Genomic DNA, 22,846 nt, shown 5'->3' with positions numbered 1-22,846 from the left:
CGCACTGAGGACCGCGCTGGGCGCAGCCTCCTTCAGTTCCTTACCCCGTCCGGAGCTCGTTCGACGTAGGCTGGAGTCGATAGCCCATGCGGGGCCAATTTCGGGAGGAGACCACCATGTCGGATGAGCAGAGCGGCAGCTACGTGACCGAGGGCGAAGAGTTCAACCGCGACACGAACTACATCGACGACCGGATCCTCGATGATCCGAACGCAAGGTGGCCGGCCGAACCGGGTCGCTACCGCCTCATCGCCGCACGCGCCTGCCCATGGGCGAACCGAGCGATCATCGTCCGTCGGCTCCTCGGCCTCGAGGACGTCATCTCTCTGGGGATGCCGGGGCCGACGCATGACTGGCGTTCGTGGACCTTCGATCTCGATCCCGGAGGCGTCGACCCGGTGCTCGGCATCGAACGCCTCCAACAGGCCTTCTTCGCCAGATTCCCCGACTACCCGCGGGGCATCACCGTGCCCGCCATCGTCGACATCGCCTCCGGCGGGGTCGTGACGAACGACTTCCCGCAGATCACCGAGGACTTCTCCACCCAGTGGAGGGCCCATCACCGGGAGGGCGCACCGAATCTCTGGCCCGAGGAGTCTCGGGAGGAGATGGAGAAGGTGATGCGTCTGATCTACACCGAGATCAACAACGGGGTCTACCGCTGCGGTTTCGCCGGTTCCCAGGAGGCTTACAAGGCCGCCTTCGACCGTCTGTTCTCGGCCTTGGACATCATCGAGGAGCGACTCGGCCGGTCTCGATTCCTCATGGGCGGATCGATCACCGAGGCGGATGTGCGTCTGTTCACGACCCTAGCCCGTTTCGATCCGGTGTACTACGGCCACTTCAAATGCAACCGGCAGGGACTGCACCAGTTCGAGAACCTGTGGGGATATGCCCGCGACCTGTACCAGACCCCCGGATTCGGCGACACGATCGACTTCGTGCAGATCAAAGAGCACTACTACATCGTCCACACCGATGTGAACCCCACCCAGATCGTGCCGCAGGGGCCCGATCTCTCCAATTGGCTCTCTGCCCACGGACGGGAGAAGTTCGGCGGCTCACCCTTCGGCGACGGGACTCCTCCGGGACCCGTCAAGGCAGGCGAAGAGGTGCCCTACGAGCACACCGCAGCCGCCTGGGTCAGTTGAGACTCTGAGGCTCAGGCCTCGGGCTGACCCGCGGTGCGCTGTCGGCGGTGCTTGCAGATCTTGAGGACGATCCAGACGGCGACGAAGGCGACCACAGCGACGATGACCACCGTCTGGAAGTATCCGGCATAGGTCTCGACGATCGACCAGTTCTCGCCGAGGTAGAACCCGGCGACGATGAGGATCGTGTTCCAGATCGCGCTGCCGATCGTCGTGAGCAGCGTGAACTTGAGGATCGGCATGTTCCGCATGCCCGCGGGAATCGAGATGAGCGATCGGAAGATCGGAACCATCCGACCGAAGAACACGGCCTTGTCACCGTGCTTGTCGAACCAGGCGACCGTCTTGTGGACGTCGTCGACGTCAACGAGCGGCATCTTCACAGCGACCCGAGCGATGCGTTCGAGGCCGATCGACTTGCCCAGCGCCCACAACAGGATCGCCCCGCTGAGCGACCCGAGTGTCGCGCAGATGATCGCGAGCACGATGTTCATCTCGCCCCTGCTCGAGGTGAAGCCGGCGAGGGGCAACACGAGTTCGCTGGGGATCGGCGGGAAGATGTTGTCGAGGAACACCATGAACCCGACTCCGAGCGGTCCCAGCGTCTCCATGATCGTCACTGTCCAGGCGGAGAATCCGCTGAGGTTATCGGCGGCGCTCGACCCCGAGGACATCAGGAGATCAGCTGCGGGACCGGTCGAAAATGAAGTCGGCATGGTCAAAAGTCTAGATAAAGGCGCGGCCCACCGCTCACAGTGCCCTCACAGCGGCTAGTGTTGAAACGGAAACCTGCGGGTACAGATCGAAGGAGCACGGAGTGACACCAGCGAAGGTTCTGGCTTCACGCAACACGGTCGCCGAAGTCGGCCACCACGCCATCACCCAGCCCGGGCCCGCCCACCTCATGCGCGCAGTCAAGCGCTTCGGTGAGCGTCTGGGCAACCAGTTCGGTGCGGCCATCACCTACTTCCTCGTGCTCGCGGTCATGCCGATCGCCATGTTCACCTTCGCGGCTCTCGGCTTCGTCCTCGATGTGCTCCGTCCGGACCTCGTCCCCGTCATCACCGACCAGATCGAAACCTACGTCGGAGGCAACTCGAGCCTGACCGAACAGCTCGAGTCCTTCCTCACCAGCTGGCAGTCGGTCGGAATCATCGCCATCCTCGCCGCGCTCTACACGGGCCAGGGCTTCATCGGCAACCTCGGTGCCGCCGTCCGCGCCCAGCTGCACGCCGACTTCGAAGACGCGGTTCCCGAGAAATCCTTCGTGATGAAGATCCTGTCGAATGTCGGGACCCTCCTCGGACTCATCGTCGGGCTCCTCCTGACCGTGGCTCTGACCATCGTCGGCACCGGACTGCCCTCGGTCATCGGCGATGCCTTCGGCCTGCCCGGTTGGGCCAGGGCGCTGCTGGTCATCGTGCCCCTCATCATCGCCCTCGGTGCCGCCTGGCTGATCTTCATGTTCCTGTTCACTACCCTGCCCGAACGGTCGGTGGGCAAGCAGGCGAAGGTCCGCGGCTCTCTCATCGGCGCCGTGGCCTTCGTCGTCCTCCTCAACTTCGCGACCGTGCTCGTCGACCTGTTCTCCGGGAACAAGGCCGCAGGCGTGTTCGGGTCGATCATCGCGATCATGCTGACGATGAACATCTTCGCCCGCATCATCCTCTTCGTCGCCGCCTGGATCGGCACCGCGAATCCGCCGCGGCCGCAGGAGGACCAATCACCCGAATACCGCTTCGTCGAACCCAAGGTGCAGGCCCAGAGTCTCGGCGCTCTGCTCACCGGGGCCGGCATCATCGCACTCACCCTGCTTGGATTCCGGCGACTCGACGAACGCAGGTCCGACCGCCGGTAGGCAACGCGTTAGACTGTCCTCGAATCCGCTAACTGATCGAGGAGACACGACCTTTGACTGACGCAACGACTGCGCGCCTGGACGAATGGGCGAAGAAGCAGACCGCCGCCGAAGACCTGATTCCGCTCGTGGGACGCCTGTACCGCGAGAACGACGTGCTGCTGACCCTCTTCGGGCGGTCGCTGCTGAACAAGTCGGTGACCGGGATGATCAAGGCGCACCGCTATGCGCGCCACTTCCTCGGCGAGGAACTCGATATCGCGATCACCCACAAGATCGTCACCGCTCTGGCCGAACTCGATCTCGGTCCCGCGCGGATCGACCTCGGTCGCCTCGTGGAGAAGATGGACGACCCTGCCGGTTCGATCGAGGAATTCCTCGCCACGGAACTCGCCGAGGTTGTCGGTTCTCAGGTCGATGAGGGCGAGTCCCGCGACGTCGTCCTCTACGGCTTCGGCCGCATCGGTCGTCTCCTGGCCCGGATCCTCATCGACCGTGCCGGCGGGACCGGTATGCGCCTGCGTGCGATCGTCGTCCGCAAGGGCGGCGAGAACGACATCGTCAAGCGCGCCTCTCTGCTCCGCCGTGACTCCGTGCACGGAAAGTTCGACGGCACCATCGTCGTCGACGAAGAGGCGAACACGATCCAGGCCAACGGCACCCTGATCCAGGTCATCTACTCCGATGACCCCTCACAGGTCGACTACACCGCCTACGGCATCACCGATGCGATCATCGTCGACAACACCGGCAAGTGGCGCGACGAGGAGGGCCTGTCCAAGCACCTCGCCTGCCCCGGTGCCTCGAAGGTCCTGCTCACTGCGCCCGGCAAGGGCGAGGTCAAGAACATCGTCTACGGCGTCAACGATGCCGCGATCCTCGACACAGACACCGTGATGTCCGCAGCTTCGTGCACGACGAACGCGATCACGCCGGTGCTCAAGGCGATCCATGATCGCTTCGGCGTCCGCAACGGCCACGTCGAGACCGTGCACTCGTTCACCAACGACCAGAATCTCATCGACAACTTCCACAAGGGCTCGCGCCGTGGACGTGCCGCCGGACTGAACATGGTGCTCACCGAGACCGGTGCCGCCAAGGCAGTGGCCAAGGCGCTCCCCGAGCTCAAGGGCAAGCTCTCGGGCAACGCGATCCGGGTTCCGACCCCGAACGTGTCGATGGCGATCCTCAACCTCAACCTCGAGACCGCCACCGACGTCGAGGAGCTCAACGCCTTCCTCCGCGAGACCTCGATGCACTCGTCGCTGCGCAACCAGGTCGACTACGTCACCTCCCCCGAGCTGGTCTCGAGCGATCTCGTCGGCTCGAAGCGCGCCGGCGTCGTCGATGGTCTGGCGACCATCGTCGATGAGGACCGTGTCGTCGTCTATGTCTGGTACGACAACGAGTTCGGCTACAGCTGCCAGGTCGTCCGCTGTGTGGCGAAGATGGCCGGTGTGGACGTTCCCGCGTTCCCATGATCCGCGGCTGAACCGCTTCCCGTCCCGGCCAGGCAGATCTCCTGCGATCGCCCTGTCCGGACACGTGAGCTGAGAAGGCGCCTGCAGTCATCGACTGCAGGCGCCTTCTGTCGTGCGGCCGCCGAAAACGCCGAGGGCAGGGTTCGCCGGGACCAAGGGTGCGGCCGCCGGACGCGGGACCGGCTCAGTCCCGCTCCCCCGCCTCCGCTTCGTTCTCCATCGCCTCGTGGAGCCAGATCGGGGTGAATGTGGCGAACCGGCCGGCCAGTTCGTCATCGCTGTCGAGCATCACCGCAAGCCGGTCATCGGCGGATTCGAGCTCATTGGCCCAGATCGGTCCGAGGCAGGCCAGCAGCGCACAGGCGATGACGATCGCGATGGCGAGGATCGGCGTCTGCGACCACAGCAGCCAGCCGAAGAGCAGGCCGAGGATCGCAAAGGCGATAGCGATCGCCATGCCGCCGCTGCGGGTCCGCGGAGCCTTCGCTTTGGCCGGCTTCGCGGCGGCGATCGAATCGAGGATGTCCCGGTTGATCCGCGTCCAGGCGATGATCGCCCCGAGAGCGCAGACGATCCCGATCATGATCAGACTGAAGGCGGAGAACAGCAGGACCGCGTCGATACGGTCGCCCTGCGCCTGCATGGCAGCACCGAGACCCGCAATGAGCATCGCACCGGCGAGCACCAGCATGCTCAGCAGCCGAGCTCGGCGCACGGCGATGAGTTCGGCGAGGATCCGCGCCAGCAGCGCCCGTTCGCGATTCGGATCGTGTTCGCCGCTCATCGCACGTACCCTCGCTGCTTGTCGACCGTGTGGGTGAAGGCACGCCCGGCCTCGTAGTCCTCGAACAGTGCATGGAACTGTTCGGCCAATCGCATCCGCCAGCCGTCGGTGTCCCCGCTCATGTGCGGGGTGATGATGACATTGTCCATCTGCCACAGCGGATGCTTAGCCGGAAGCGGTTCGGTATCGAAGACGTCGAGGCAGGCACCGGCGATGCTGTGTGTCTCCAGAGCAGCGACGAGGGCAGCAGTGTCGACGGTGTCTCCACGGCCGACGTTGATGAAGCAGGCATCCGGTTCCATGGCGGCGAACACCTCGGCGTCGATGAGCCCGCGGGTCTGCTCCGTCAGCGGTGCGACGTCGATGACCCAGTCGAAGCCGGTGAGATGATCGACCAGTCGAGCCGAGTCGACGACCTCATCGAAGTCGGGGTCGCCGCTGCGGGCCCGGCTGCCGGCGCCGGTGACGCGGACGTCGAGGGCCGTGAGCACGCGGGCGATCGCCCGTCCGATCGCTCCGGTGCCCACGATCATCGCCCTCGACCCGGCGAGGTCGCGGGTCGAACGTCGATTCCACACAGCTCTGCGCTGATCCTTCAGCGACTTCACGGAGGCCTTGGCCTGCATGAGGATGTAGTTGAGGACGAACTCGGCGATCGGCCGGTCGAAGACTCCCCGCGCATTGGTCACAACCACCTCGGAGGCTGCGAGCTCATCGAAGAGCAGGGAGTCGACCCCGGCGGCTGCCGCATGGATCCAGCTCAGCGAATCGGCGCGGTGGAACTCACTGGCAAGTGCCGTGGAGAAGAAGTCCCACAGCAGGAGGACATCGGTGCCCGGCAGCGCGGAGCCGAGCTCCTCGGCCGCGACGATGCGAAGCTCGACGTCCTCCCGGTTGCCCAGGTCAGTGAGCAGGGCGGGAACGTCCGTTCCCGGTCTGTTGAGAATGGTCAGTACCGTCATCCATCGTTTCCTTCGCCAGCGGGGTCACGCCCACACTAGCCGATCGTTCACCGTCGATGTCGACGCGCTCACGCTGTGATGTGTCGGTCTTGAGGGTCTGCGCCAGCGGGGTGTTCTTCAGGAAGCAGAGGACCGCGAAGCCGATGACCAGCAGAGGTGCGACCCACAGGAAGAGCGGAACCAGAGCATCATTGTAGGAGTTGATGATGAGCGAGTGCAGAGGCTCGGGCATGTCGGCGACGATCTTGGGCGTCAGCCCGGTCGAGGACATCTTCGGCAGCGGAGTCGACGGGGCCGACTTCATCAGCTCGCCCATTCCGTCCTTGATGTTGTCCATCAGCCGTTGGGTGAAGACCGAACCGATGAAGGCCATGCCCAGGGTGGCTCCGACCTGGCGGAAGTAGTTGTTCGACGCCGTGGCGGTGCCGACCATGGACACCGGGAACGCGTTCTGCACGACGAGGACGAGAGTCTGCATGCTCATTCCCAGGCCGAGTCCCAGCAGCGCCAGACATCCCATGGTCTCCCAGGCGGGGCTGTCGGCCTTGAGCTGGGAGAGCAGGACGAGCGAGGCGGCGATGATGAGGACACCCATCAGCGGGTACTTCATGTACTTGCCGGTGCGGGAGACGACGAAGCCGATCAGGGTCGAGGAGATGAGCATCGTGCCCATCATCGGCACCATCATCAGTCCGGCGACGGTGGCGTCGATGCCGTGGACCATCTGCAGATAGGTCGGCATGTAGGACAGGACGCCGAACATGCCCACACCGATGAACAGACCTGCGATCGTGCACAGCAGGAAGTCCCGGTTCTTGAACAGGTACATTGGGATGACCGGTTCGCTGACCTTGAGCTCGACGAGGATGAAGGCGACGATCGACACCGCGCCGAGGATGATGAGTCCGTTGATCTGCCAGGAGCCCCACTCGTAGTCATGTCCGCCCCAGGCGGAGACGAGGACGATGCACGAGGTCACGATGGACACCAGTGCCATGCCACCGACATCGATCTTCGGGCGGTGGCCCTTGTTGTGCTTGGGGACTTTGAGGAAGATCGCGGCCGCGAAGAGGGCGATGATGCCGAGCGGGAAGTTGATCGCGAAGGCCCAGCGCCAGCCGGGACCCTCCGTCAGCCATCCGCCGATAAGCGGTCCGGCCACGGAGGACACAGCGAAGGCGGAGCCCATGATGCCCATGTACTTTCCGCGTTCGCGGGCCGGGACCACCGAGGCGATGATCGACTGCGAGAGGATCATCATTCCGCCGCCGCCGATGCCCTGAAGGACGCGGCCGAAGATGAGCATGGGCATCGCGTCGGCGATGAGAGCGAACGCCGAGCCGGCGAGGAAGCAGCAGATGGCGAACATGAACAGGGGCTTGCGGCCGAAGAGGTCGCCGACCTTGCCGTAGATGGGCATCATGATCGTCGAGGCGAGCATGAAGGCGGTCGAGACCCACAGCATCTGATCGACGCCATCGAGTTCGCCGACGATCGTCGGCAGCGCCGTCGCCAGCACCGTCTGGTTGAGGGAGAACATGAACATCGCGATCATCAGTCCCACGAACAGAAGGATGATCCCCGAGGTCTTCATGGGTTCGGCGTCGCCTGGCGGTTGAGGCTTCACTGTTGCGGTATCGGTCATTTCCCCGGTCCTCAGATCCTGGTTTCTTCTCATCACAGCCTTGATTGCAATCGTTCGGGTTTCACGGTCGGTGGGGTGTCGATCGATGGGTGTTTCGGTGGATGGTGCCGTTACAGGCGGTCGATGGGGGTGCCGGTCGGTGATGCCGTCACAGACGGTCGAGGACCTTGAGGAAGAGCCCGAGGGACTCTTCGTAGATCTCCCCGGTCCCGCCCTTCTCATCAACGAGCTCCGGTGATCTCTTGATCGCCTGCCCGGCGTGGTTGAGCGGCACGCGGCAGAGCTGGGTGAGCATTCGGGCGCTGCGTCTGGCGGAGTCCTCACTGGAGAATTCCTGCCCGAGGAAGCGCAGCCGCTCGAGCACATGGCCGGCCACGAGCTCTTCGAGCGCCTCGGCCCGGTCGAAGCGTTTGCTCACGAGCTCGGGATAGCGGGCGAAGAGTGCGCGCCGACGTGCGGGCAGTTCGGGATCGATCGAGCCCATCAGCATCGCCTCTCGCACGAACATCGCGGTGTCCCTGGCCAGGTCGCTGCGACCGTTCTCGGAATGGACGTAGTCGTGCACGAGCTGCTCGTCGATGTTCGACTGGTCGAGCCCGACGATGGCGTCTTCCTTCGAGGCGTAGTAGTTGAAGAAGGTTCGGGTGGAGACGCCGGCGTCTGCGGCGATGGTCGCCACCGTCGCACATTCGAGGCCGTCCTCGAGCACCCGCGTGATCGCTGCCTCGTGAAGGGCATTGCGGGTCTGCCGCGCCTTTCGCGAGCGCAGGGATTCGTTTTCGGTCATGAGACCATTTTGCATCTCATGCAAGTTTTCACCAACTGCAAATTTGCAATTGTGCATAATTTCACTCGGAGAGTGCCCCCGAGGTGTGACGGCCGACTCGGATGATTCCGAGCCGGCCGCTCACATGACCATCTTCAGCCTCGCTCGATGCTGTTCGAGGATCTGCAGCTGACCGAGCAGAGTCGACTGCGCCTCGGTGTCGGTGGTGTCCTGCCGCTGCAGTCGGGAATGGAGCTCCTTAGCGATGCGCTCGAGGTCATAGTCGAAGAGTCTGGCGACGATCCCGCGGGCGAAGCGATCGGCGCCGGTGTCCTCGGCCAGCGGCAGTGGAGTGACGAGCAGCTGGGTGACGTAGGGCTTGAGATCGTCGTCGCTGACCTCGAGGACCCTCTCTGCCCACCTGGTTGTGCCCGTTCCGGCGGTCTTCAGGCCACCCGCGCGTTTGAGCGTCTCCTGGATCCGCCGATACCCGGGGTGTTCGAAGGCCTTCGCCGACAGCGAGTCGAAGAGCTTCGCGTTGACGAGTTCCGGGTGTTGGAGTGCCACCATGAGCACACCCTTCTCGGTCTTCAGCCGGGCAGGGCTGATGGGTGCCGAGAGGTTGGAGACGTCGGGGCGCTCCTCATAGACGTACTCGAGCGAGCGATCCTCGCCGGATCCCACTCCTTCCCCGGCCGGGGAGCCAGGTGCGCCCACCTGCTGTGACCGACCGAGGCCTCGGCCGCGGTCCCCTGCAGGGTCTCCGGTTGTTCCGTGCCCGGCGGATGGCCGTCCCTGTTGCCCGCCCTGCGGAGCGCGTCCGAAAGAGTCCTGTCCCGGTGGCGTTCCCTGCGGCCCTCGCGGCCCCGGTCGGTCGGGAGCCTGGTGGCTAGGAGTCTGCCCGTCAGGAGTTCGCCCGTCCGGAGTCTGCCGGGCAGGAGCTTGGCCGGGAGGAGCTTGGCTCGGCGGGGCCTGGCCGGGCTGCGGACCCTGCGCTGCGCGCCCCGGCGGTTCGGCGGAATGTGCCGGCCCGGGTTCACGGGCGGGCCCGCCCTGGCTGCGCTTCGGCTGCTTGCGCGCGGTCTTCACAGCAGCCTCCACCTCGGCGATGTCGACGCCGATGCGGCCCGCGACGAAGCGGTAGTAATGGGGCAGGCTGTTGCGGTCGCGGATGTCGGTCAGCGTCTCGGCGGTGGTCTTCACCGCGGCGATCCGGCCCTCGACGGTATCGAGGTCGAAACGGGAGATCGCCGTGGTGATGACGAACTCGAACAGCGGTTTGCAGTTGTCGACGAGCTCACGCAGCGCCGCATCGCCCTTCTCCATCCGCAGATCGCAGGGGTCGAGCCCATCGGGTTCGACGGCCACGAAGGTCTGGGCGGTGAATTCGCTGTCGAATTCGAAGGCCTTGAGCGCGGCCTTCTGCCCCGCCTCGTCGCCGTCGAAGGTGAAGATCACCTGCCCGGTGGGATCATCACCGAGGAGGCGACGCACGATCTTGACATGCTCGGCCCCGAAGGCAGTGCCGCACGTCGCCACGGCCTGGCCGACGCCTGCCAGGTGCGCGGCCATGACATCGGTGTAGCCCTCGACGATGACCACGCGCTTCGTCTTCGCGATCTCCTTCTTCGCCAGATCGAGTCCGTAGAGGACCTGGTTCTTGTGATAGAGCGCGGTCTCCGGCGTATTCAGGTACTTCGGGCCCTGGTCGTCATCGAAGAGGCGACGCGCGCCGAAGCCGATGGTCCGCGAGGTCATGTCCTTGATCGGCCACACGACTCGGCCGCGGAAGCGGTCGTAGCTCCCCCGGCTGCCCTGGCTGGCCAGCCCACCGGCGAGGATCTCCTCCTCGCTGAATCCGGCACGGCCGAGGTGACTTGTCAGGGCGTCCCAGGACTTCGGTGCGAAGCCGAGGCCGAACTGCCTGCTCGAGGCCGGTGGGAATCCGCGTCCGGAGAGGAAGTCCCGGCCGATCGTGCCGGCCTCGGATTCGAGGGATTCGGCGAAGAAGCGTTCGGCCACCTCGTGCATCTCGAGCAGCCGCTGCCTTCTGCTCGCCTGTTCCCGGTCCGGGCCTTTGCCGTCTTCGTAGCGCAGGTGCATGCCGATCTTGCCGGCCAGGGTCTCGACCGCCTCGACGAAGCTGAGCTGTTCGACCTTCTGCAGGAAGGTGAAGACGTCGCCGGACTCCCCGCACCCGAAGCAGTGGTACATTCCCACCTGGGGTCGGACGGTGAACGAGGGCGTCTTCTCGTCGTGGAAGGGGCACAGCCCCTTGAGGGAACCGATTCCGGCGGTCTTGAGCGTGACGAAATCGCCGATGACCTCGTCGATGCGGGTGCGCGAGCGGAGTTCGTCGATGTCCTCGCGCTTGATCAGTCCGGCCATGGTCTAGAGTCGATCTCCCTCGCCGGCCTTGAGCCGATGGTAGAGCGCCCACGCGGAATGGTCGGTCAGAGAGGCGATCTGATCGACGATGACCCGCAGCCTGGCGGCGTCATCGGCGGCTTCGGCATGGTCGGCGGCGAACATCGGGTCCATGCGGCCAGGCTTCTCCGCGTACCACTGCGAGAGCTCGGTGATCACGGCGGACTGGATGTCATGGAGGCGCAGTCGGTCCTCGGCGACCATCACGGTCAGCGTCGCCATGCCTTTGAGCACCGCGATCTCGATTCCGGTCTGCTCGGGCACGACGAGGGACGCCGAGTACCTCGCCAGCGGCTCCCAGCCGTACTCCTCACGAGTGGCCGCCTCGGCGGCACCGATGAACCGGCCGATGAGCTGACTGGTCATGTGCTTGAGGCTCGCCTGCACCCGACGGGAGCCGTCGAAGGTCTCCGCCGGCCAATAGGCGGCCGCCTGCAGGCGGGAGAGCGCTTTGTCCATCTCCGCATCGCTCGTCTCGGGCAGGTACCACGTGCGGGTGATGTCGAAGAGCTCGGCCCGACGGGCATCCGCGGTGAACTCACTCAGGTGCAGGTGGCCGGCGACGACGGCGTCCTCGACGTCGTGGACCGAATAGGAGATGTCGTCGGCGAGGTCCATGACCTGCGCCTCGAGGCACTTCCTGCCGTTGGCGATGCCCGCCCGGTAGAAGTCGAACACCGCCGTGTCGTCGTCGTAGACACCGAATTTCCGGACTCCCGAATCGCGTCGTCCGGTCGAGGCTTCGCTGCGCGACCAGGGGTACTTCGTCAACGCGTCGAGGCTGGCCCGGGTGAGGTTGAGACCGGCGGGGCGCCCGTCGGCGGCGATGACCTTCGGTTCGATCCTGGTCACCAGACGCAGGGTCTGGGCGTTGCCTTCGAAGCCGCCGATGTCGGCGCACAGGGCATCGAGGATGGTCTCCCCGTGATGGCCGAAGGGCGGGTGTCCGAGGTCGTGGCTGAGGCAGGCGGTGTCGACGATATCGGGATCGCAGCCGAGGTAACGGGCGAGCTCGCGGCCGACCTGGGCGACCTCGAGGGAATGCGTGAGCCGGGTGCGGACGAAATCGTCCGTTCCCGGGGACACCACCTGGGTCTTCGCGCCGAGGCGGCGCAGGCCGGCCGAGTGCAGCACCCGGGCACGGTCACGTTGGAAGGCTGATCGGCGCGGATTCTTCGCCGGCTCGCTCACCCACCGTTCCTCGTCCCGAGCCGAATAGACGGCCACGGCACCCGTGCGCACCGAGGCCTGCGGGTGAACGTCGAAGGACATGGTCATCCTCCCGAGATGTCGAGTTCGGCCTCGGACAGCAGCGACTTCCCGCTGGCGTCGAAGACGCGCGAATCGAGCCACCCCTCGGGCAGATGCGGACGCTTCGGACGGGTCGTGCGACCCCGCGAACCCTCGGCGGCCTCTCCCGGGTACTCCGCGGTCGTGTCGAGCTGATCGAGCAGACCGGCGAGCTCCTCGAGGGAGGAGACCATCGCCAGCTGGCTGCGCAGATCTCCCCCGACGGGGTAGCCCTTGAAGTACCAGGCGATGTGTTTGCGCAGGTCGCGCACGCCGTAGAATTCGTCGCCGTAGTAGTCGACGAGGTACTGACCGTGCTTGTAGACCGCCTGGGCCACCTCGGCGAGGCCGGGACGGTAGCGTTCTCCGCTGCCGCTGAGTGCATTGGCGAGGTCACCGAAGAGCCAGGGGCGACCCTGGCAGCCGCGGCCGATGACGACACCGTCGCAGCCGGTGCGGCTCATCATCTCCAGCGCGTCCTCCGCGGCGAAGATGTCGCCGTTGCCCAGCACCGGAACGGTGTCGCCGAGGTGGTCCTTGAGCCGGGCGATCGCGTCCCAGTCGGCTTTTCCGGAGTAGAGGTCAGCGGTCGTGCGCCCGTGCAGGGCCACCGCGGCCACACCCGCGTTGCGGGCCGTCTCGCCGGCGTCGAGATAGGTGTGGTGGTCGGCGTCGATGCCTTTGCGCATCTTCACCGTCACCGGGATCCCGCCGCGGGAGGCCTCGTTCACGGCGGTGGTGACGATGGCGGTGAACAGGTCCTGCTTCCAGGGCAGCGCCGAGCCACCGCCCTTGCGGGTGACCTTGGGCACGGGGCAGCCGAAGTTGAGGTCGATGTGATCGGCCCGATCCTCCTCGACGAGCATCCGCACCGCTTGGCCGATAGTCACCGGGTCGACGCCGTAGAGCTGGACCGAGCGTGGGGTCTCGTAGGGTTCGTGGGCGATGATGCGCATGCTCTTGGGGCTCCGCTCGACGAGCGCCCGGGATGTCACCATCTCGGTCACGTAGAGACCGGCACCGTACTCGCGGCAGAGCCTGCGGAAGGCGGTGTTCGTGATCCCCGCCATCGGAGCGAGCACGACCGGCGAGGACAGCTCGATGGGACCGATGCGCAGGGGCGCTGCGGCGGTCGGGGACACGGTTTCTGGGTTGGCACTGATGACACTCACCATGACATTATCCCAAAGCCGTCAAAATCCGACATCTGCGCCCCTCTCGGCATGATCGTCAAGGCCTCCATCGCCGCCTCCTCGCCCATCGTCGTACCCGCGTCTCCGCACTCCCGCATCGTCTCCTCCGTCATCATCAACCGCCTCGACGCGCAGAAATTCCCGCACGTCCCATTCGACTTCCAGGCCCAGATCCTCGGCGAGGCGATCGTCGTGGGTGACGACGATCATCGCCCCGCCGAATCCCTCGAGCGCGGTGACCAGCGCGGTGAGCGAGGACAGGTCGAGGTTGTTGCCGGGCTCGTCGAGGACGAGCAGCTGCGGGGCAGGGTCCTGAAGCAGACTCCCGGCCAACGCCACACGGAACCGCTCTCCGCCCGAGAGCGTCGAGCACAGCTGCGAGGTCCGGCCGGCGCGCAGGCCCATCGCCGCCATCACCTCGTGGACCCGATGCGGATCGAGTCCCGGATTGCCCGCACGGACCGCATCCATGACGCTCAGGTCCCCGGGCAGCCGGTACTGCTGGTCGAGGTGGGCGACGGGCACCTGCGTGCGGATCTCCAGGTCCCCGAAGAGCTCCCGGACCGGCGCGCCGGTCTCCCGCCGGTCGAGGAGCGCGGCGAGCAGCGTCGACTTGCCGGCACCGTTGGGACCGGTCAGCCGCACCCGTTCGGGTCCGACGAGTAGTCGCGGACGTTCGAGCACCGCCGAGGTGATCTCGAGGACAAGTTTGGCCGAATGCACGACCGTCTCGGGCAGGTCCAGGCGGATCTGGGCGTCGCGCCGGAGCGCGTCCTTGGCGGCATCGAACTCGGAGCTCGCCTTCGCCTCGTCGGCGGCCTTGTCACCGCGTCGCTTCGCCGCTGACTTCTCCGCGAAGTTCGTCAGTCCGTTCATCGCGATCTTCGGTCGGCGCTTGTTCTCCTTGTCCTTCGCGGCCTTGCGGTCGGCGCGGGCGAGCTTCGTCTCGAGTTCGATCCGCTGTCGTTTCTCGATGGCCAGTGACTTCTTCGCATCGACGACGTCTTGTCGCTTCGCCTCCTCCTCGGCGGCGACCATCGACACGTAATCGTCGAAGTTGCCGCCGTAGACGCGCAGCCGATCCGTCATCTCGACGATCGAGTCGACCGATTCGAGCAGATCCCGATCATGGGAGATGACCAACGTGGGACCTCTGCGGGACCGCAGCAGGCTCACGAGCATGGCGCGCCCGGAACCGTCGAGGTTGTTGCTGGGCTCATCGAGGATCAGCCAGTTCGTTTCGGCCATAGCGGCCCGGGCGAGTCCCACGCGCATGGCCTGACCGCCCGAGAACGTCGAGAGTCGCCGGTCGAGTTCGGCGGCCGTGAGCGCGAGATCGACATCTGCCAGGGCGCTCAGTGCACGTTCCTCGATGTCCCAGTCATCGCCGATGATCTCGAACTCGCGGGTCTCGGCGGTCCCGGCCAGTGCTGTCGCCAGGGCAGTTCTCACGGAGGCTATGCCGAGCGCTTCGGCGACGGTGTCCTTCGCGTGTGGGAGGAGCTGATCGATGTAGACGGCACCGCTCGCGCCGCTGATGGTCCCGGTCGTCGCCCGGAGTTCTCCGACGATCAGCCTGGCGAGAGTGGACTTTCCCGCCCCGTTGTCGCCGACGAGACCGACGAGGCCGGTGGGAATGGTGGCGGTGAGACCGCCAAGGACCTCGGTATCGTCGCCGAGGCGGTATCCGAGTCCGGAGATGGAGATGGCAGAAGGCATGAGTGTCCTCATTTCGTGCGCAGAGTTGCGTCGCGGGTCCGCAGCACCCGCAGTTCACGGAAATGAGAAGTTACTTCACGTCGAGGAGGTCCTTCGCCGGGAATGGGTCAGCTCAAGGATGCCCGAGGCTGACAAGGCACGTCAAGGCCGCAGGCAAGTACAGGCCCGGTCGCCCACACAAGAGGCCCGCCTCGTCGGGTTCGTCGACGCACGGTCTCTGACGATGGCGCGTGGCCTCAGACCACGACGCACGGTCTCTGACGATGACACGTGGCCTCAGACGATGACGAGCATGAGCTCGGCGGGCCGATCGCCGGGGTTCGACAGCTGGTGGGGCACATCGCCCGGTGCCTGCGCGCAGTCCCCAGCATGCAGAGTGGTGCGGCGGTCGATGGTGACGATCTCGATGCTGCCGGCCAGGACGAAGAAGGTCTCGCGGGAGCCGCTGCGGTGGGCGGCGAACGACGCGGTCGCGCTGTGCGGGTCGAGCTTGTAGTGGACGACCTCCATGTTCTCCTGCGGCGCCGGGAGGTCACGTCGCCAGGTGCCCGTACCGTAGGAGGTGTTCGAGGTGATCGCGTCGCTGCGGGTGATGACCACCTCGGGGGCGGCCAGCAGCTCCCCCACGTCGACGCCGAGGGCACGCGAGAGTCCCATCGCGTTGGACACCGAGGTGTCCTGTTCACCGCGTTCGATCTTGGACAGGGCCGCCCGTGAGAGGCCGGCCCGGATCGCGAGTTCGTTGAGAGTGAGGTCGTTGTACTTGCGGCGGGCCCTGATCCGCGCACCGAACACCCGCGCCCCGAGATCCTCTGTCTTCGCCATCGTCACATCATAGTATATTCTTGGATAGTAGATCTACTTCCACCAAAGGAGATTGACGATCATGGCGGCGCTGTCGGCTCTCATTCCCATCCTCCTGGCCATCGTCCTGCTGCTGCTCAAGCAGAGTTCGTGGATCGCGGCCCTCGCCGGAGCCGTCGCTGCCGGAATCGTGCTCGCAGTCTTCTACCCCACCCCCGCCTCGGCGCTGGTGGAGGCCGGTGCTGACTACTTCCCGCTCATCCTCGAGGTCGCACTGATCCTCCTCTTCGGCATGACCCTGGCCCGGCTCCTCGAGGCGGCCGGATCGATGACGGAGATCTCAACCTGGGTTGAATCGCTGGCTCCCAGCCGCTCCTTCGGCGTGGCTCTCGTGGTCTTCGGCATCGTGCCCTTCGCCGAATCCGTCACCGGCTTCGGCATCGGGGTCACGATCGGCGTCCCGGTGCTGCGTCATCTCGGCTGCTCGCTGCGCCAGTCGGCGATCCTCGGCCTCCTTGGGCTGATCGCCGTGCCCTGGGGAGCCCTCGGTCCGGGTACCACGGTCGCGGCGGCGCTGGCGAACCTGGACGTCGATGAGCTGGGACTGGCCACCGCCTGGCTCAATGCGATCCCCGTCGTCATCGTCACCATCTCGGTGCTGCTCATCATGCGCCCCGGTCTGGTCTCTGCGCTCGGTGTCATCGCGTCCGCCGGCCTGATGTGGGTCGGCATCCTGGGTGCGAGCTACGTCGTCGGCATGGCTCCGGCCGGGATCATCGGCTCGCTCATCGTCATCGTCGCACTCGGCACCCTCTTCATCCTCCGCGCCCGCCGATCGAGTCTGACCCGCAGCCTCGGACTCGCCGTCCTGCCCTACGCAACCCTGACGATCGGCCTGCTCCTGGCCCGCGCGCTGCACTCCGCCGTGCCCAACCTGCTCACGCAGATCCTCGCCTCTCCCCCGTTCTGGCTGGCGATGGCGTGTGTGATCGCGGCCTTCCGCGTCCCCGCACGGCGCAGCGTGGCCACCTCGGCCTCCCGCTCCTGGCTGCCCATCGGCGCAGGGACGGCGGCGTTCATGTTCATGGGCTGGCTGATGACGACCTCGGGCATGAGCGAGGCGATCGGCTCGCTGCTGCCCGCGGGCCTCGTGCTGCTGACTCCGTGGCTGACGGCAGCCGGGGCCGTGCTCACAGGATCGAACACCGGGGCGAACTCGATGTTCACGGGCACCCTCGACGCCGTCGCCACCTCGTCCCATGTGTCCTCGATGCCGGTCATCGCCGCGGGCAATGCGGCCGGTTCGCTGGCCGCTCTGGCCGCGCCCCCACGCGTGGCGATGGCCGTGCAGATGGCCGATTCCTCGGCCCCCACCTCGGCGAATGACGTCACCTGGGTGCAGGGTCGGGCACTGACCGTGTCCGCACTCAACGCCCTCGCCCTCGGCCTGTGGATCCAGTTCGCGGTCTAGACGCGGATGATCTCGCGCGGGAAGCCGGTGAAGGTGTCGCAGCCGGTGTCGGTGATGAGGATCGACTCGGAGAGCTCGTAGCCGTAGCCGTTCATCCACATGCCGCAGATGAGGTGGAAGGCCATGCCGGCCTCGAGGTACTGGTCGTCCTCCGTCCGGATCGAGATCGTCCGCTCGCCCCAGTCGGGCGGGTAGCCGATGCCGATCGAATAGCCGAGGCGGCTGGGCTTCTCGAGACCCGACAGGGCGAGCACGCGATTCCAGGTACGGGCCAGCTCGGCCGTCGGCACCTCGGGTGCGGCGACCTCGAGCACCGCGGCCAGCGCCTCGGCGACCACACCCTCCAACCGGATCAGCTCCTGCTTCGGGGTGCCGGTGACCGCGGTCCTGGCCAGCGGAACGTGGTAGCGGCGGTGGACGCCGGCGAGCTCGATGCTCACCGCCTCGTCGGCGAGGAACTTCCGCTCCGTCCAGCTCAGATGCGGGGTGTCAGCACTCTCACCGGTGGGCATCAGCGGCACGATCGCCGGGTAGTCGCCGGTCACGCCTCCCCCGCCCTTGGCCTGCGCGGCAGAGATCGCCGAGGCGACCTCGTTCTGCCCGACACCGACGCCGACCGCACCCAGGGCCGCATCCATGGCCGCCGTGGTCACGGTCGCGGCCTTGCGCATGAGGGCCACCTCGGCGGGTGATTTGATGGCTCGGATCCAGTTGACGAGTTCGAAGGAGTCGACCAGCCGCCACTCCGGAACGCCGTTGACGAGCGCCCGGAAGGCGCGCGGGGAGAAGAAGTGGGAGTCCATCTCGACTCCCACCGGTGATGTCGACGCCCGGGCGACCTCCCAGCGTTGGCGCAGCGCGAAGGCGACCCAGTCGAAGGGATGGATATGAGGGCGGTGGACGTAGCGTTCGGGGTAGCCGACGATGTCCTCGGGCGGCAGCCAGGAGGTGTGGGTGGCACCGCGGGCGTCCATATCGCGGGTGAACAGCGTCATCGGTCCCGAGGCGGGCACGAAGAGGAGTTGCGGGGTGTAGAACGACCAGGCGTTGTAGCCGGTCAAATAGTAGATGTTGGCGGGGTCGGTGACGATCAGGGCCGAGAGCCCCTGGTCGACCATGCGATTGCGCACCGAGGCGATTCGCCCCAGGTACTCCTCCGGGGAGAACGCGAGGTCGGCGGCGCCGATCGTGTCGACCTCGCCCGGGGTGGGCTGGACGCGCGCTCTGACTTCCTGTCCCGCCGTGCCCTGTTCGGCTCCGGGGCGCATGCCGTGGACATCGGGCCGATTGTCTTCTGGCGCGTAGAACAGCTCACCCTCATTCATACCTTCAGTGTGGTGATCGCGATCACATCGTGTCAATCACTGCGGCTACGCGTGTTGTCGAGTGTGAGATCGCGAAATTCTGACGAATCCGGAATCAAACATTTTACGATTCGACTGAATCCGCATGACGAGGTGCGCATTCCGACGAATTCCATGTTAGATTGGGTTGAGACCCAAATCACGGAGGTGAAAGATGGCGCAATCGGCGCCGAACGGAGGCAGTTCCCGACTGGGCAACCTCGACGAGAAATCCAAGGCGATCATCGTCGAACTCCAGCATGACGGACGCAGGTCATACTCCGCCATCGGCAAGTCCGTCGGGCTCTCCGAAGCCGCCGTGCGACAGCGGGTCTCCAGGCTCATCGATTCCGGTGTGATGGAGATCGTCGCCGTCACCGATCCGCTGAGCTTGGGCTTCGCCCGACAGGCCATGGTCGGCCTGAAGGTGCGCGGCGATATCTCGAAGGTCGCCGACAGGCTCCACGGCTACGACGAGATCGACTATCTCGTCGTCACCGCTGGGTCGTTCGACATCCTCGTCGAGATCGTATGCGAATCGGATCGACACCTGATCGAATTCGTCAACGAGGAACTCCGCTCCATCGACGCCGTCGTGGACACGGAGCTCTTCATGTACCTCTCACTGGAAAAGCAGAAATACAATTGGGGGACACGATGACAGACAATGTCACGAGGGCTGGCACTCCTTATCAGGATGCCATCCGCAACAACGTGTGGATGCATATGGCTCCGCACCAGTCACTGTTCAATGGTGGAGAGGCGCCGGTCATCGTTCGCGGCGAAGGCCACCACATCTTCGACGACAAGGGCAAGAAGTACCTCGACGGCCTTGCCGGACTGTTCACGGTCCAGGTGGGTCACGGTCGTGAGGAGATCGCCAAGGCGATGTACGACCAGACCCTGAAGCTGCCGTTCATGCCGCTGTGGTCCTTCGCCCACCCGCAGGCCATCGAGGTCTCCGAACGCCTGGCCAGCTTCGCGCCGGGCGATCTCAACCGCGTCTTCCTCACCTCCGGCGGCGGCGACTCCGTGGAGTCGGCGATGAAGCTGGCGAAGAACTACTTCAAGCTCACCGGCAAGCCGGGCAAGCACAAGATCATCTCGCGTGCGACCGCCTACCACGGCACTCCGCACGGGGCACTGTCCGTGACGTCCCTGCCCGGTCTGCGCGAGCAGTTCGCTCCGCTGGTGCCCGGTGCCATGAAGGTCCCGAACACGAACTTCTACCGTTCGCCCGAGCCCTACGCCCACGATGAGAAGGCCTTCGGCCGCTGGGCCGCCGATCGCATCGGCGAAGCCATCGAATTCGAGGGTGCCGATTCGGTTGCCGCCGTTTTCCTCGAGCCGGTGCAGAACTCCGGTGGCTGCTTCCCGCCGCCTCCGGGATACTTCGACCGCGTCCGCGAGATCTGCGACGAGTACGACGTGCTCCTGGTCTCGGACGAGACGATCTGCGCCTATGGTCGCATCGGCGACATGTACGCCTGCAACGACTTCGGCTACGTCCCCGACATCATCACCTCGGCCAAGGGCATCACCTCCGGTTATGCCCCGTTGGGTGCGATGGTCGCCTCGGATCGTCTGTTCGAGCCCTTCGGCCCCGGCGGCGAAGAGACCTTCTACCACGGCTACACCTTCGGCGGGCACCCCGTCGCCTGTGCCGCAGCGATGGCGAACTTCGACGTGTTCGAGTCCGAGAAGCTCAACGATCACGTGCATGAGAATGCTGCGGCGTTCAAGTTCACGCTCGAGAAGCTCAAGGATCTGCCGATCGTCGGCGACGTCCGCGGTGAGGGATTCTTCTACGGCATCGAGCTCGTCAAGGATCGCGACACCAAGGAGTCCTTCACCGAGGAGGAGTCGGAGCGGATCCTCAAGAACTTCGTCTCGGCGAAGATGTACGAGAACGGCCTGTACTGCCGCGCCGACGACCGCGGAGACCCGGTCATCCAGCTCTCGCCCCCGCTGACCGTGGGTCAGGCCGAGTTCGACGAGATGGAGCAGATCATCCGCAGCGTCCTCACCGAGGCCTGGACGATGTTCTGATCCGGCGCTGCTCGGCTCAGCATGGCTGAGTCCGCTCCGGGCTCACGGTACGGGTACGGACTCACGCTGCGCTGCCGAGTGCGGCTTCGACGGCCCCGATTCCTCCACTGGGAGGAGTCGGGGCCGTTTCGCGTCCGCGCTGGCGGGCGTGTGCGTCCTCGCAGCGTCCGCGCCTGGCAGCTTCTCCGCACCCGGCAGCTTGTCCGCGCCTCGCAGCTTGCCAGAAGACCCACTGTCATGGACTAGTTCACGTCACTGGGACTTCTGGCAAGCTGGCGCACGCGACCTGGTACCAGCGCGCGGCTGCGTGAGCTCCACGCATCGGCACGGCCGCAAGTATGACTCGTGACGGGGTGGTGCGTAGCCGCACTCAGCGATCCGAATCGCGCTCGCGCCGGCGCAGCTCCCGTCTGGTCAGAGGTGGCTCCTCCGACGTCGATCGCGCCGAGGATGACGTTGATGGAGGTGACGATTGCCGGCCCACCCGCTCCGCAGTTGGCGGGACCGCCTCGGTGCTGGCGCTGGCCCTTGCTGCCGGCGATGACGCTGATGGCACTTGGAACGACTCCGAGTCCGCGTGCTCTCTGGACGGCGGAACCGCCTCGGCGTCGGCAGTCGTCGCGGTCATCACGGCTCCGCCGACGCCGACGGCCGCGAGCTCGTCTTCGGGCAGAGGTTCACGTGGCGGGCGCAGGCCCGAGCGCACCACGAGCACGCCGAGGCCGGTGGTCAGCGGGATCGCGACGACCAGGCCGATCGAGCACACGAGGATGCTCACGACCTCGATCGACATCTCCCCCAGCGTCAGCGTCTCGAAGAACGACTGATCATAGGCGGAGACGATGATGAGCGTCGTCAGCGCCGATCCGACATAGGCGAAGGTGATCGTGTACACGGTCGAGGCGATATGGTCGCGGCCGATCCGCATCGCGCGGGCGAAGAGCTGCCCGGGCTTGAGGTTCGGGGCCACTGTCGCCAGCTCCCACACCGCCGAGGCCTGGGTGATCGTCACATCGTTGAGCACGCCGAGGCCGGTGACGAGGATCGCGCAGACGATGAGATCGGTCATAGACAGATCCGTGGTGTCCGCGAGCAGGAACCCGTCCTCGGTGTAGGCGATGCCCAGGCTCGCCCACGAGGTCATCCAGGCCCCGAGGATGCCGGTGAGGATGATGCCGAGCACCGTGCCGAACAGAGCCGTCGTCGTCCGCGTCGAGATTCCGTGCGCGAGATAGAGGGCGATGAGCATGATCGCACTCGCCGAGATCATGGCCACGAGCACCGGGGGTTTGCCGTCGAGGATCGCGGGAAGCATGAACACCAGCAGCACGACTCCGGCGAAGCCGAGGCCGACCAGCGCTCTCAAGCCCCGGAAACCGGCGACGACGAGGACGACGACTCCGTAGATGATCGCCAGAGCGAGGATCGGCACATCGCGGTCGTAGTCGATGAAGACGAAGTCCGTACCGGTCTCGGCGCGGTCCGGAGACTCGGTGAAGTCGAGGACCTTGACCACGTCGCCGACGCCGATCCCGGACTTGATCGCATCGGGGGTCACGTACAGGCTTCCCTCGTGGCCGTCGGCTTCGGCCTGGTAGGTCATGCAGTCGGCCTGGAGCATCGGATCCGTCTCACCGGGACCGCAGTCCGAGGCGTCCACCGCGGTGACTCTCGCCTCGGTGTCGGAGACGCCCTCGGCCGAGTTCGTCGTCGGTCCCCCGCCTGGCAGGTCCTTGTCCGGCCCGTCCGGCCACAGCAGGAACAGCCCGACGATCGTGGTCAGGACCAGAGGGACCAGGCACACGATCATGATCAGGCGAACCCGGGCAGAGGCCCGAGGTTCGCGGTGGAGCGTCATATGCATGGCGGACCTTCAATCAGTGGCTGATCGAGCTGAGACGTC

General features: G+C 65.7%; 18 protein-coding genes. 6 read left to right on the top strand and 12 right to left on the bottom strand.

Annotated features, from left to right (window positions below; all coding sequences use genetic code 11):
* Positions 1 to 116 precede the first annotated feature (116 nt).
* Entirely contained in the window at positions 117 to 1,151 is a 1,035-nt protein-coding gene (locus ACH82I_RS00830) for a glutathione S-transferase family protein (protein ID WP_413334857.1), read from the top strand.
* Between the two features lie 11 nt (positions 1,152 to 1,162).
* Here the strand turns inward: ACH82I_RS00830 and ACH82I_RS00825 are convergent, their stop codons facing one another.
* Positions 1,163 to 1,867 (bottom strand): DedA family protein, encoded by a 705-nt coding sequence (locus tag ACH82I_RS00825; protein WP_413334855.1) that lies wholly within the window; start codon positions 1,865 to 1,867, stop codon positions 1,163 to 1,165.
* A gap of 101 nt (positions 1,868 to 1,968) precedes the next feature.
* Here ACH82I_RS00825 and ACH82I_RS00820 point away from each other — a divergent pair, with 101 nt between their 5' ends.
* Positions 1,969 to 3,009: a YhjD/YihY/BrkB family envelope integrity protein gene (locus ACH82I_RS00820; RefSeq protein ID WP_230744206.1), complete on the top strand. Its 1,041-nt coding sequence runs from the start codon at positions 1,969 to 1,971 to the stop codon at positions 3,007 to 3,009.
* A gap of 53 nt (positions 3,010 to 3,062) precedes the next feature.
* The gene (locus ACH82I_RS00815) at positions 3,063 to 4,490 is read left to right on the top strand and encodes a glyceraldehyde-3-phosphate dehydrogenase (protein ID WP_413334853.1); all 1,428 of its coding nucleotides are present in this window, start codon (positions 3,063 to 3,065) and stop codon (positions 4,488 to 4,490) included.
* Between the two features lie 184 nt (positions 4,491 to 4,674).
* Here ACH82I_RS00815 and ACH82I_RS00810 read toward each other — a convergent pair whose 3' ends face one another.
* From ACH82I_RS00810 to ACH82I_RS00770, 9 genes are all read right to left on the bottom strand, one after another.
* Positions 4,675 to 5,274 (bottom strand): hypothetical protein, encoded by a 600-nt coding sequence (locus tag ACH82I_RS00810; protein ID WP_230744208.1) that lies wholly within the window; start codon positions 5,272 to 5,274, stop codon positions 4,675 to 4,677.
* Positions 5,271 to 6,236 (bottom strand): D-2-hydroxyacid dehydrogenase, encoded by a 966-nt coding sequence (locus ACH82I_RS00805; protein WP_413334851.1) that lies wholly within the window; start codon positions 6,234 to 6,236, stop codon positions 5,271 to 5,273. The genes ACH82I_RS00810 and ACH82I_RS00805 overlap by 4 nt, the downstream gene beginning before the upstream one ends.
* Positions 6,178 to 7,881: a DHA2 family efflux MFS transporter permease subunit gene (locus ACH82I_RS00800; protein ID WP_413334849.1), complete on the bottom strand. Its 1,704-nt coding sequence runs from the start codon at positions 7,879 to 7,881 to the stop codon at positions 6,178 to 6,180. Before ACH82I_RS00800 ends, ACH82I_RS00805 begins: the two co-directional genes overlap by 59 nt.
* A gap of 148 nt (positions 7,882 to 8,029) precedes the next feature.
* On the bottom strand, positions 8,030 to 8,668 hold the full coding sequence (locus ACH82I_RS00795) for a TetR/AcrR family transcriptional regulator (protein WP_230744211.1): 639 nt from the start codon (positions 8,666 to 8,668) through the stop codon (positions 8,030 to 8,032).
* Between the two features lie 120 nt (positions 8,669 to 8,788).
* Positions 8,789 to 11,035, bottom strand: a complete 2,247-nt coding sequence (dnaG, locus tag ACH82I_RS00790) for a DNA primase (protein ID WP_413334847.1) — start codon at positions 11,033 to 11,035, stop codon at positions 8,789 to 8,791.
* Positions 11,036 to 11,038: 3 nt separating this feature from the next.
* A complete protein-coding gene (locus ACH82I_RS00785) occupies positions 11,039 to 12,346 on the bottom strand; it encodes a deoxyguanosinetriphosphate triphosphohydrolase (RefSeq protein WP_413334845.1) in 1,308 nt (435 codons plus the stop codon).
* Between the two features lie 2 nt (positions 12,347 to 12,348).
* Positions 12,349 to 13,539 carry a tRNA dihydrouridine synthase DusB gene (dusB, locus tag ACH82I_RS00780; protein ID WP_230744214.1) on the bottom strand — a complete coding sequence of 397 codons (1,191 nt, stop codon included), beginning with the start codon at positions 13,537 to 13,539 and terminating at the stop codon, positions 12,349 to 12,351.
* An 18-nt stretch (positions 13,540 to 13,557) separates the two neighbouring features.
* The gene (locus tag ACH82I_RS00775; RefSeq protein ID WP_413334843.1) at positions 13,558 to 15,276 is read right to left on the bottom strand and encodes an ATP-binding cassette domain-containing protein; all 1,719 of its coding nucleotides are present in this window, start codon (positions 15,274 to 15,276) and stop codon (positions 13,558 to 13,560) included.
* Positions 15,277 to 15,552: 276 nt separating this feature from the next.
* A complete protein-coding gene (locus tag ACH82I_RS00770; protein ID WP_413334841.1) occupies positions 15,553 to 16,101 on the bottom strand; it encodes a helix-turn-helix domain-containing protein in 549 nt (182 codons plus the stop codon).
* A gap of 61 nt (positions 16,102 to 16,162) precedes the next feature.
* Between ACH82I_RS00770 and ACH82I_RS00765 the strand changes: the two genes are divergently transcribed.
* Positions 16,163 to 17,551: an L-lactate permease gene (locus ACH82I_RS00765; RefSeq protein ID WP_413334839.1), complete on the top strand. Its 1,389-nt coding sequence runs from the start codon at positions 16,163 to 16,165 to the stop codon at positions 17,549 to 17,551.
* On the opposite strand, the gene ACH82I_RS00760 is transcribed toward ACH82I_RS00765, so the two are convergent.
* Complete coding sequence (locus tag ACH82I_RS00760; RefSeq protein ID WP_230744218.1) at positions 17,548 to 18,876, bottom strand: M24 family metallopeptidase; 1,329 nt, start codon at positions 18,874 to 18,876, stop codon at positions 17,548 to 17,550. The genes ACH82I_RS00765 and ACH82I_RS00760 overlap by 4 nt on opposite strands.
* Before the next feature lie 193 nt (positions 18,877 to 19,069).
* Here ACH82I_RS00760 and ACH82I_RS00755 point away from each other — a divergent pair, with 193 nt between their 5' ends.
* Together ACH82I_RS00755 and ACH82I_RS00750 are read left to right on the top strand one after the other, a co-directional pair.
* Positions 19,070 to 19,555 carry an Lrp/AsnC family transcriptional regulator gene (locus tag ACH82I_RS00755; protein ID WP_230744219.1) on the top strand — a complete coding sequence of 162 codons (486 nt, stop codon included), beginning with the start codon at positions 19,070 to 19,072 and terminating at the stop codon, positions 19,553 to 19,555.
* Entirely contained in the window at positions 19,552 to 20,943 is a 1,392-nt protein-coding gene (locus ACH82I_RS00750) for an aspartate aminotransferase family protein (RefSeq protein WP_230744220.1), read from the top strand. Before ACH82I_RS00755 ends, ACH82I_RS00750 begins: the two co-directional genes overlap by 4 nt.
* Positions 20,944 to 21,313: 370 nt before the next feature.
* On the opposite strand, the gene ACH82I_RS00745 is transcribed toward ACH82I_RS00750, so the two are convergent.
* Positions 21,314 to 22,807 carry a YibE/F family protein gene (locus ACH82I_RS00745; RefSeq protein WP_413334837.1) on the bottom strand — a complete coding sequence of 498 codons (1,494 nt, stop codon included), beginning with the start codon at positions 22,805 to 22,807 and terminating at the stop codon, positions 21,314 to 21,316.
* Positions 22,808 to 22,846 lie beyond the last annotated feature (39 nt).

It is taken from the genome of Brevibacterium sp. GP-SGM9 (assembly GCF_047300845.1).
Classification (GTDB): Bacteria; Actinomycetota; Actinomycetes; order Actinomycetales; family Brevibacteriaceae; genus Brevibacterium.
This window is presented reverse-complemented; position numbering and strand designations above follow the sequence as displayed.

Bases quoted from the DNA above. Each gene is read 5' to 3' on its own strand.
- ACH82I_RS00830 (WP_413334857.1), top strand. From the start codon at position 117: ATGTCGGATGAGCAGAGCGGCAGCTACGTGACCGAGGGCGAAGAGTTC.
- ACH82I_RS00825 (WP_413334855.1), bottom strand. From the start codon at position 1,867: ATGCCGACTTCATTTTCGACCGGTCCCGCAGCTGATCTCCTGATGTCC.
- ACH82I_RS00810 (WP_230744208.1), bottom strand. From the start codon at position 5,274: ATGAGCGGCGAACACGATCCGAATCGCGAACGGGCGCTGCTGGCGCGG.
- ACH82I_RS00805 (WP_413334851.1), bottom strand. From the start codon at position 6,236: ATGACGGTACTGACCATTCTCAACAGACCGGGAACGGACGTTCCCGCC.
- ACH82I_RS00800 (WP_413334849.1), bottom strand. From the start codon at position 7,881: ATGACCGATACCGCAACAGTGAAGCCTCAACCGCCAGGCGACGCCGAA.
- ACH82I_RS00795 (WP_230744211.1), bottom strand. From the start codon at position 8,668: ATGACCGAAAACGAATCCCTGCGCTCGCGAAAGGCGCGGCAGACCCGC.
- dnaG (WP_413334847.1), bottom strand. From the start codon at position 11,035: ATGGCCGGACTGATCAAGCGCGAGGACATCGACGAACTCCGCTCGCGC.
- ACH82I_RS00785 (WP_413334845.1), bottom strand. From the start codon at position 12,346: ATGTCCTTCGACGTTCACCCGCAGGCCTCGGTGCGCACGGGTGCCGTG.
- dusB (WP_230744214.1), bottom strand. From the start codon at position 13,539: ATGGTGAGTGTCATCAGTGCCAACCCAGAAACCGTGTCCCCGACCGCC.
- ACH82I_RS00775 (WP_413334843.1), bottom strand. From the start codon at position 15,276: ATGCCTTCTGCCATCTCCATCTCCGGACTCGGATACCGCCTCGGCGAC.
- ACH82I_RS00770 (WP_413334841.1), bottom strand. From the start codon at position 16,101: ATGGCGAAGACAGAGGATCTCGGGGCGCGGGTGTTCGGTGCGCGGATC.
- ACH82I_RS00765 (WP_413334839.1), top strand. From the start codon at position 16,163: ATGGCGGCGCTGTCGGCTCTCATTCCCATCCTCCTGGCCATCGTCCTG.
- ACH82I_RS00760 (WP_230744218.1), bottom strand. From the start codon at position 18,876: ATGAATGAGGGTGAGCTGTTCTACGCGCCAGAAGACAATCGGCCCGAT.
- ACH82I_RS00755 (WP_230744219.1), top strand. From the start codon at position 19,070: ATGGCGCAATCGGCGCCGAACGGAGGCAGTTCCCGACTGGGCAACCTC.
- ACH82I_RS00750 (WP_230744220.1), top strand. From the start codon at position 19,552: ATGACAGACAATGTCACGAGGGCTGGCACTCCTTATCAGGATGCCATC.
- ACH82I_RS00745 (WP_413334837.1), bottom strand. From the start codon at position 22,807: ATGCATATGACGCTCCACCGCGAACCTCGGGCCTCTGCCCGGGTTCGC.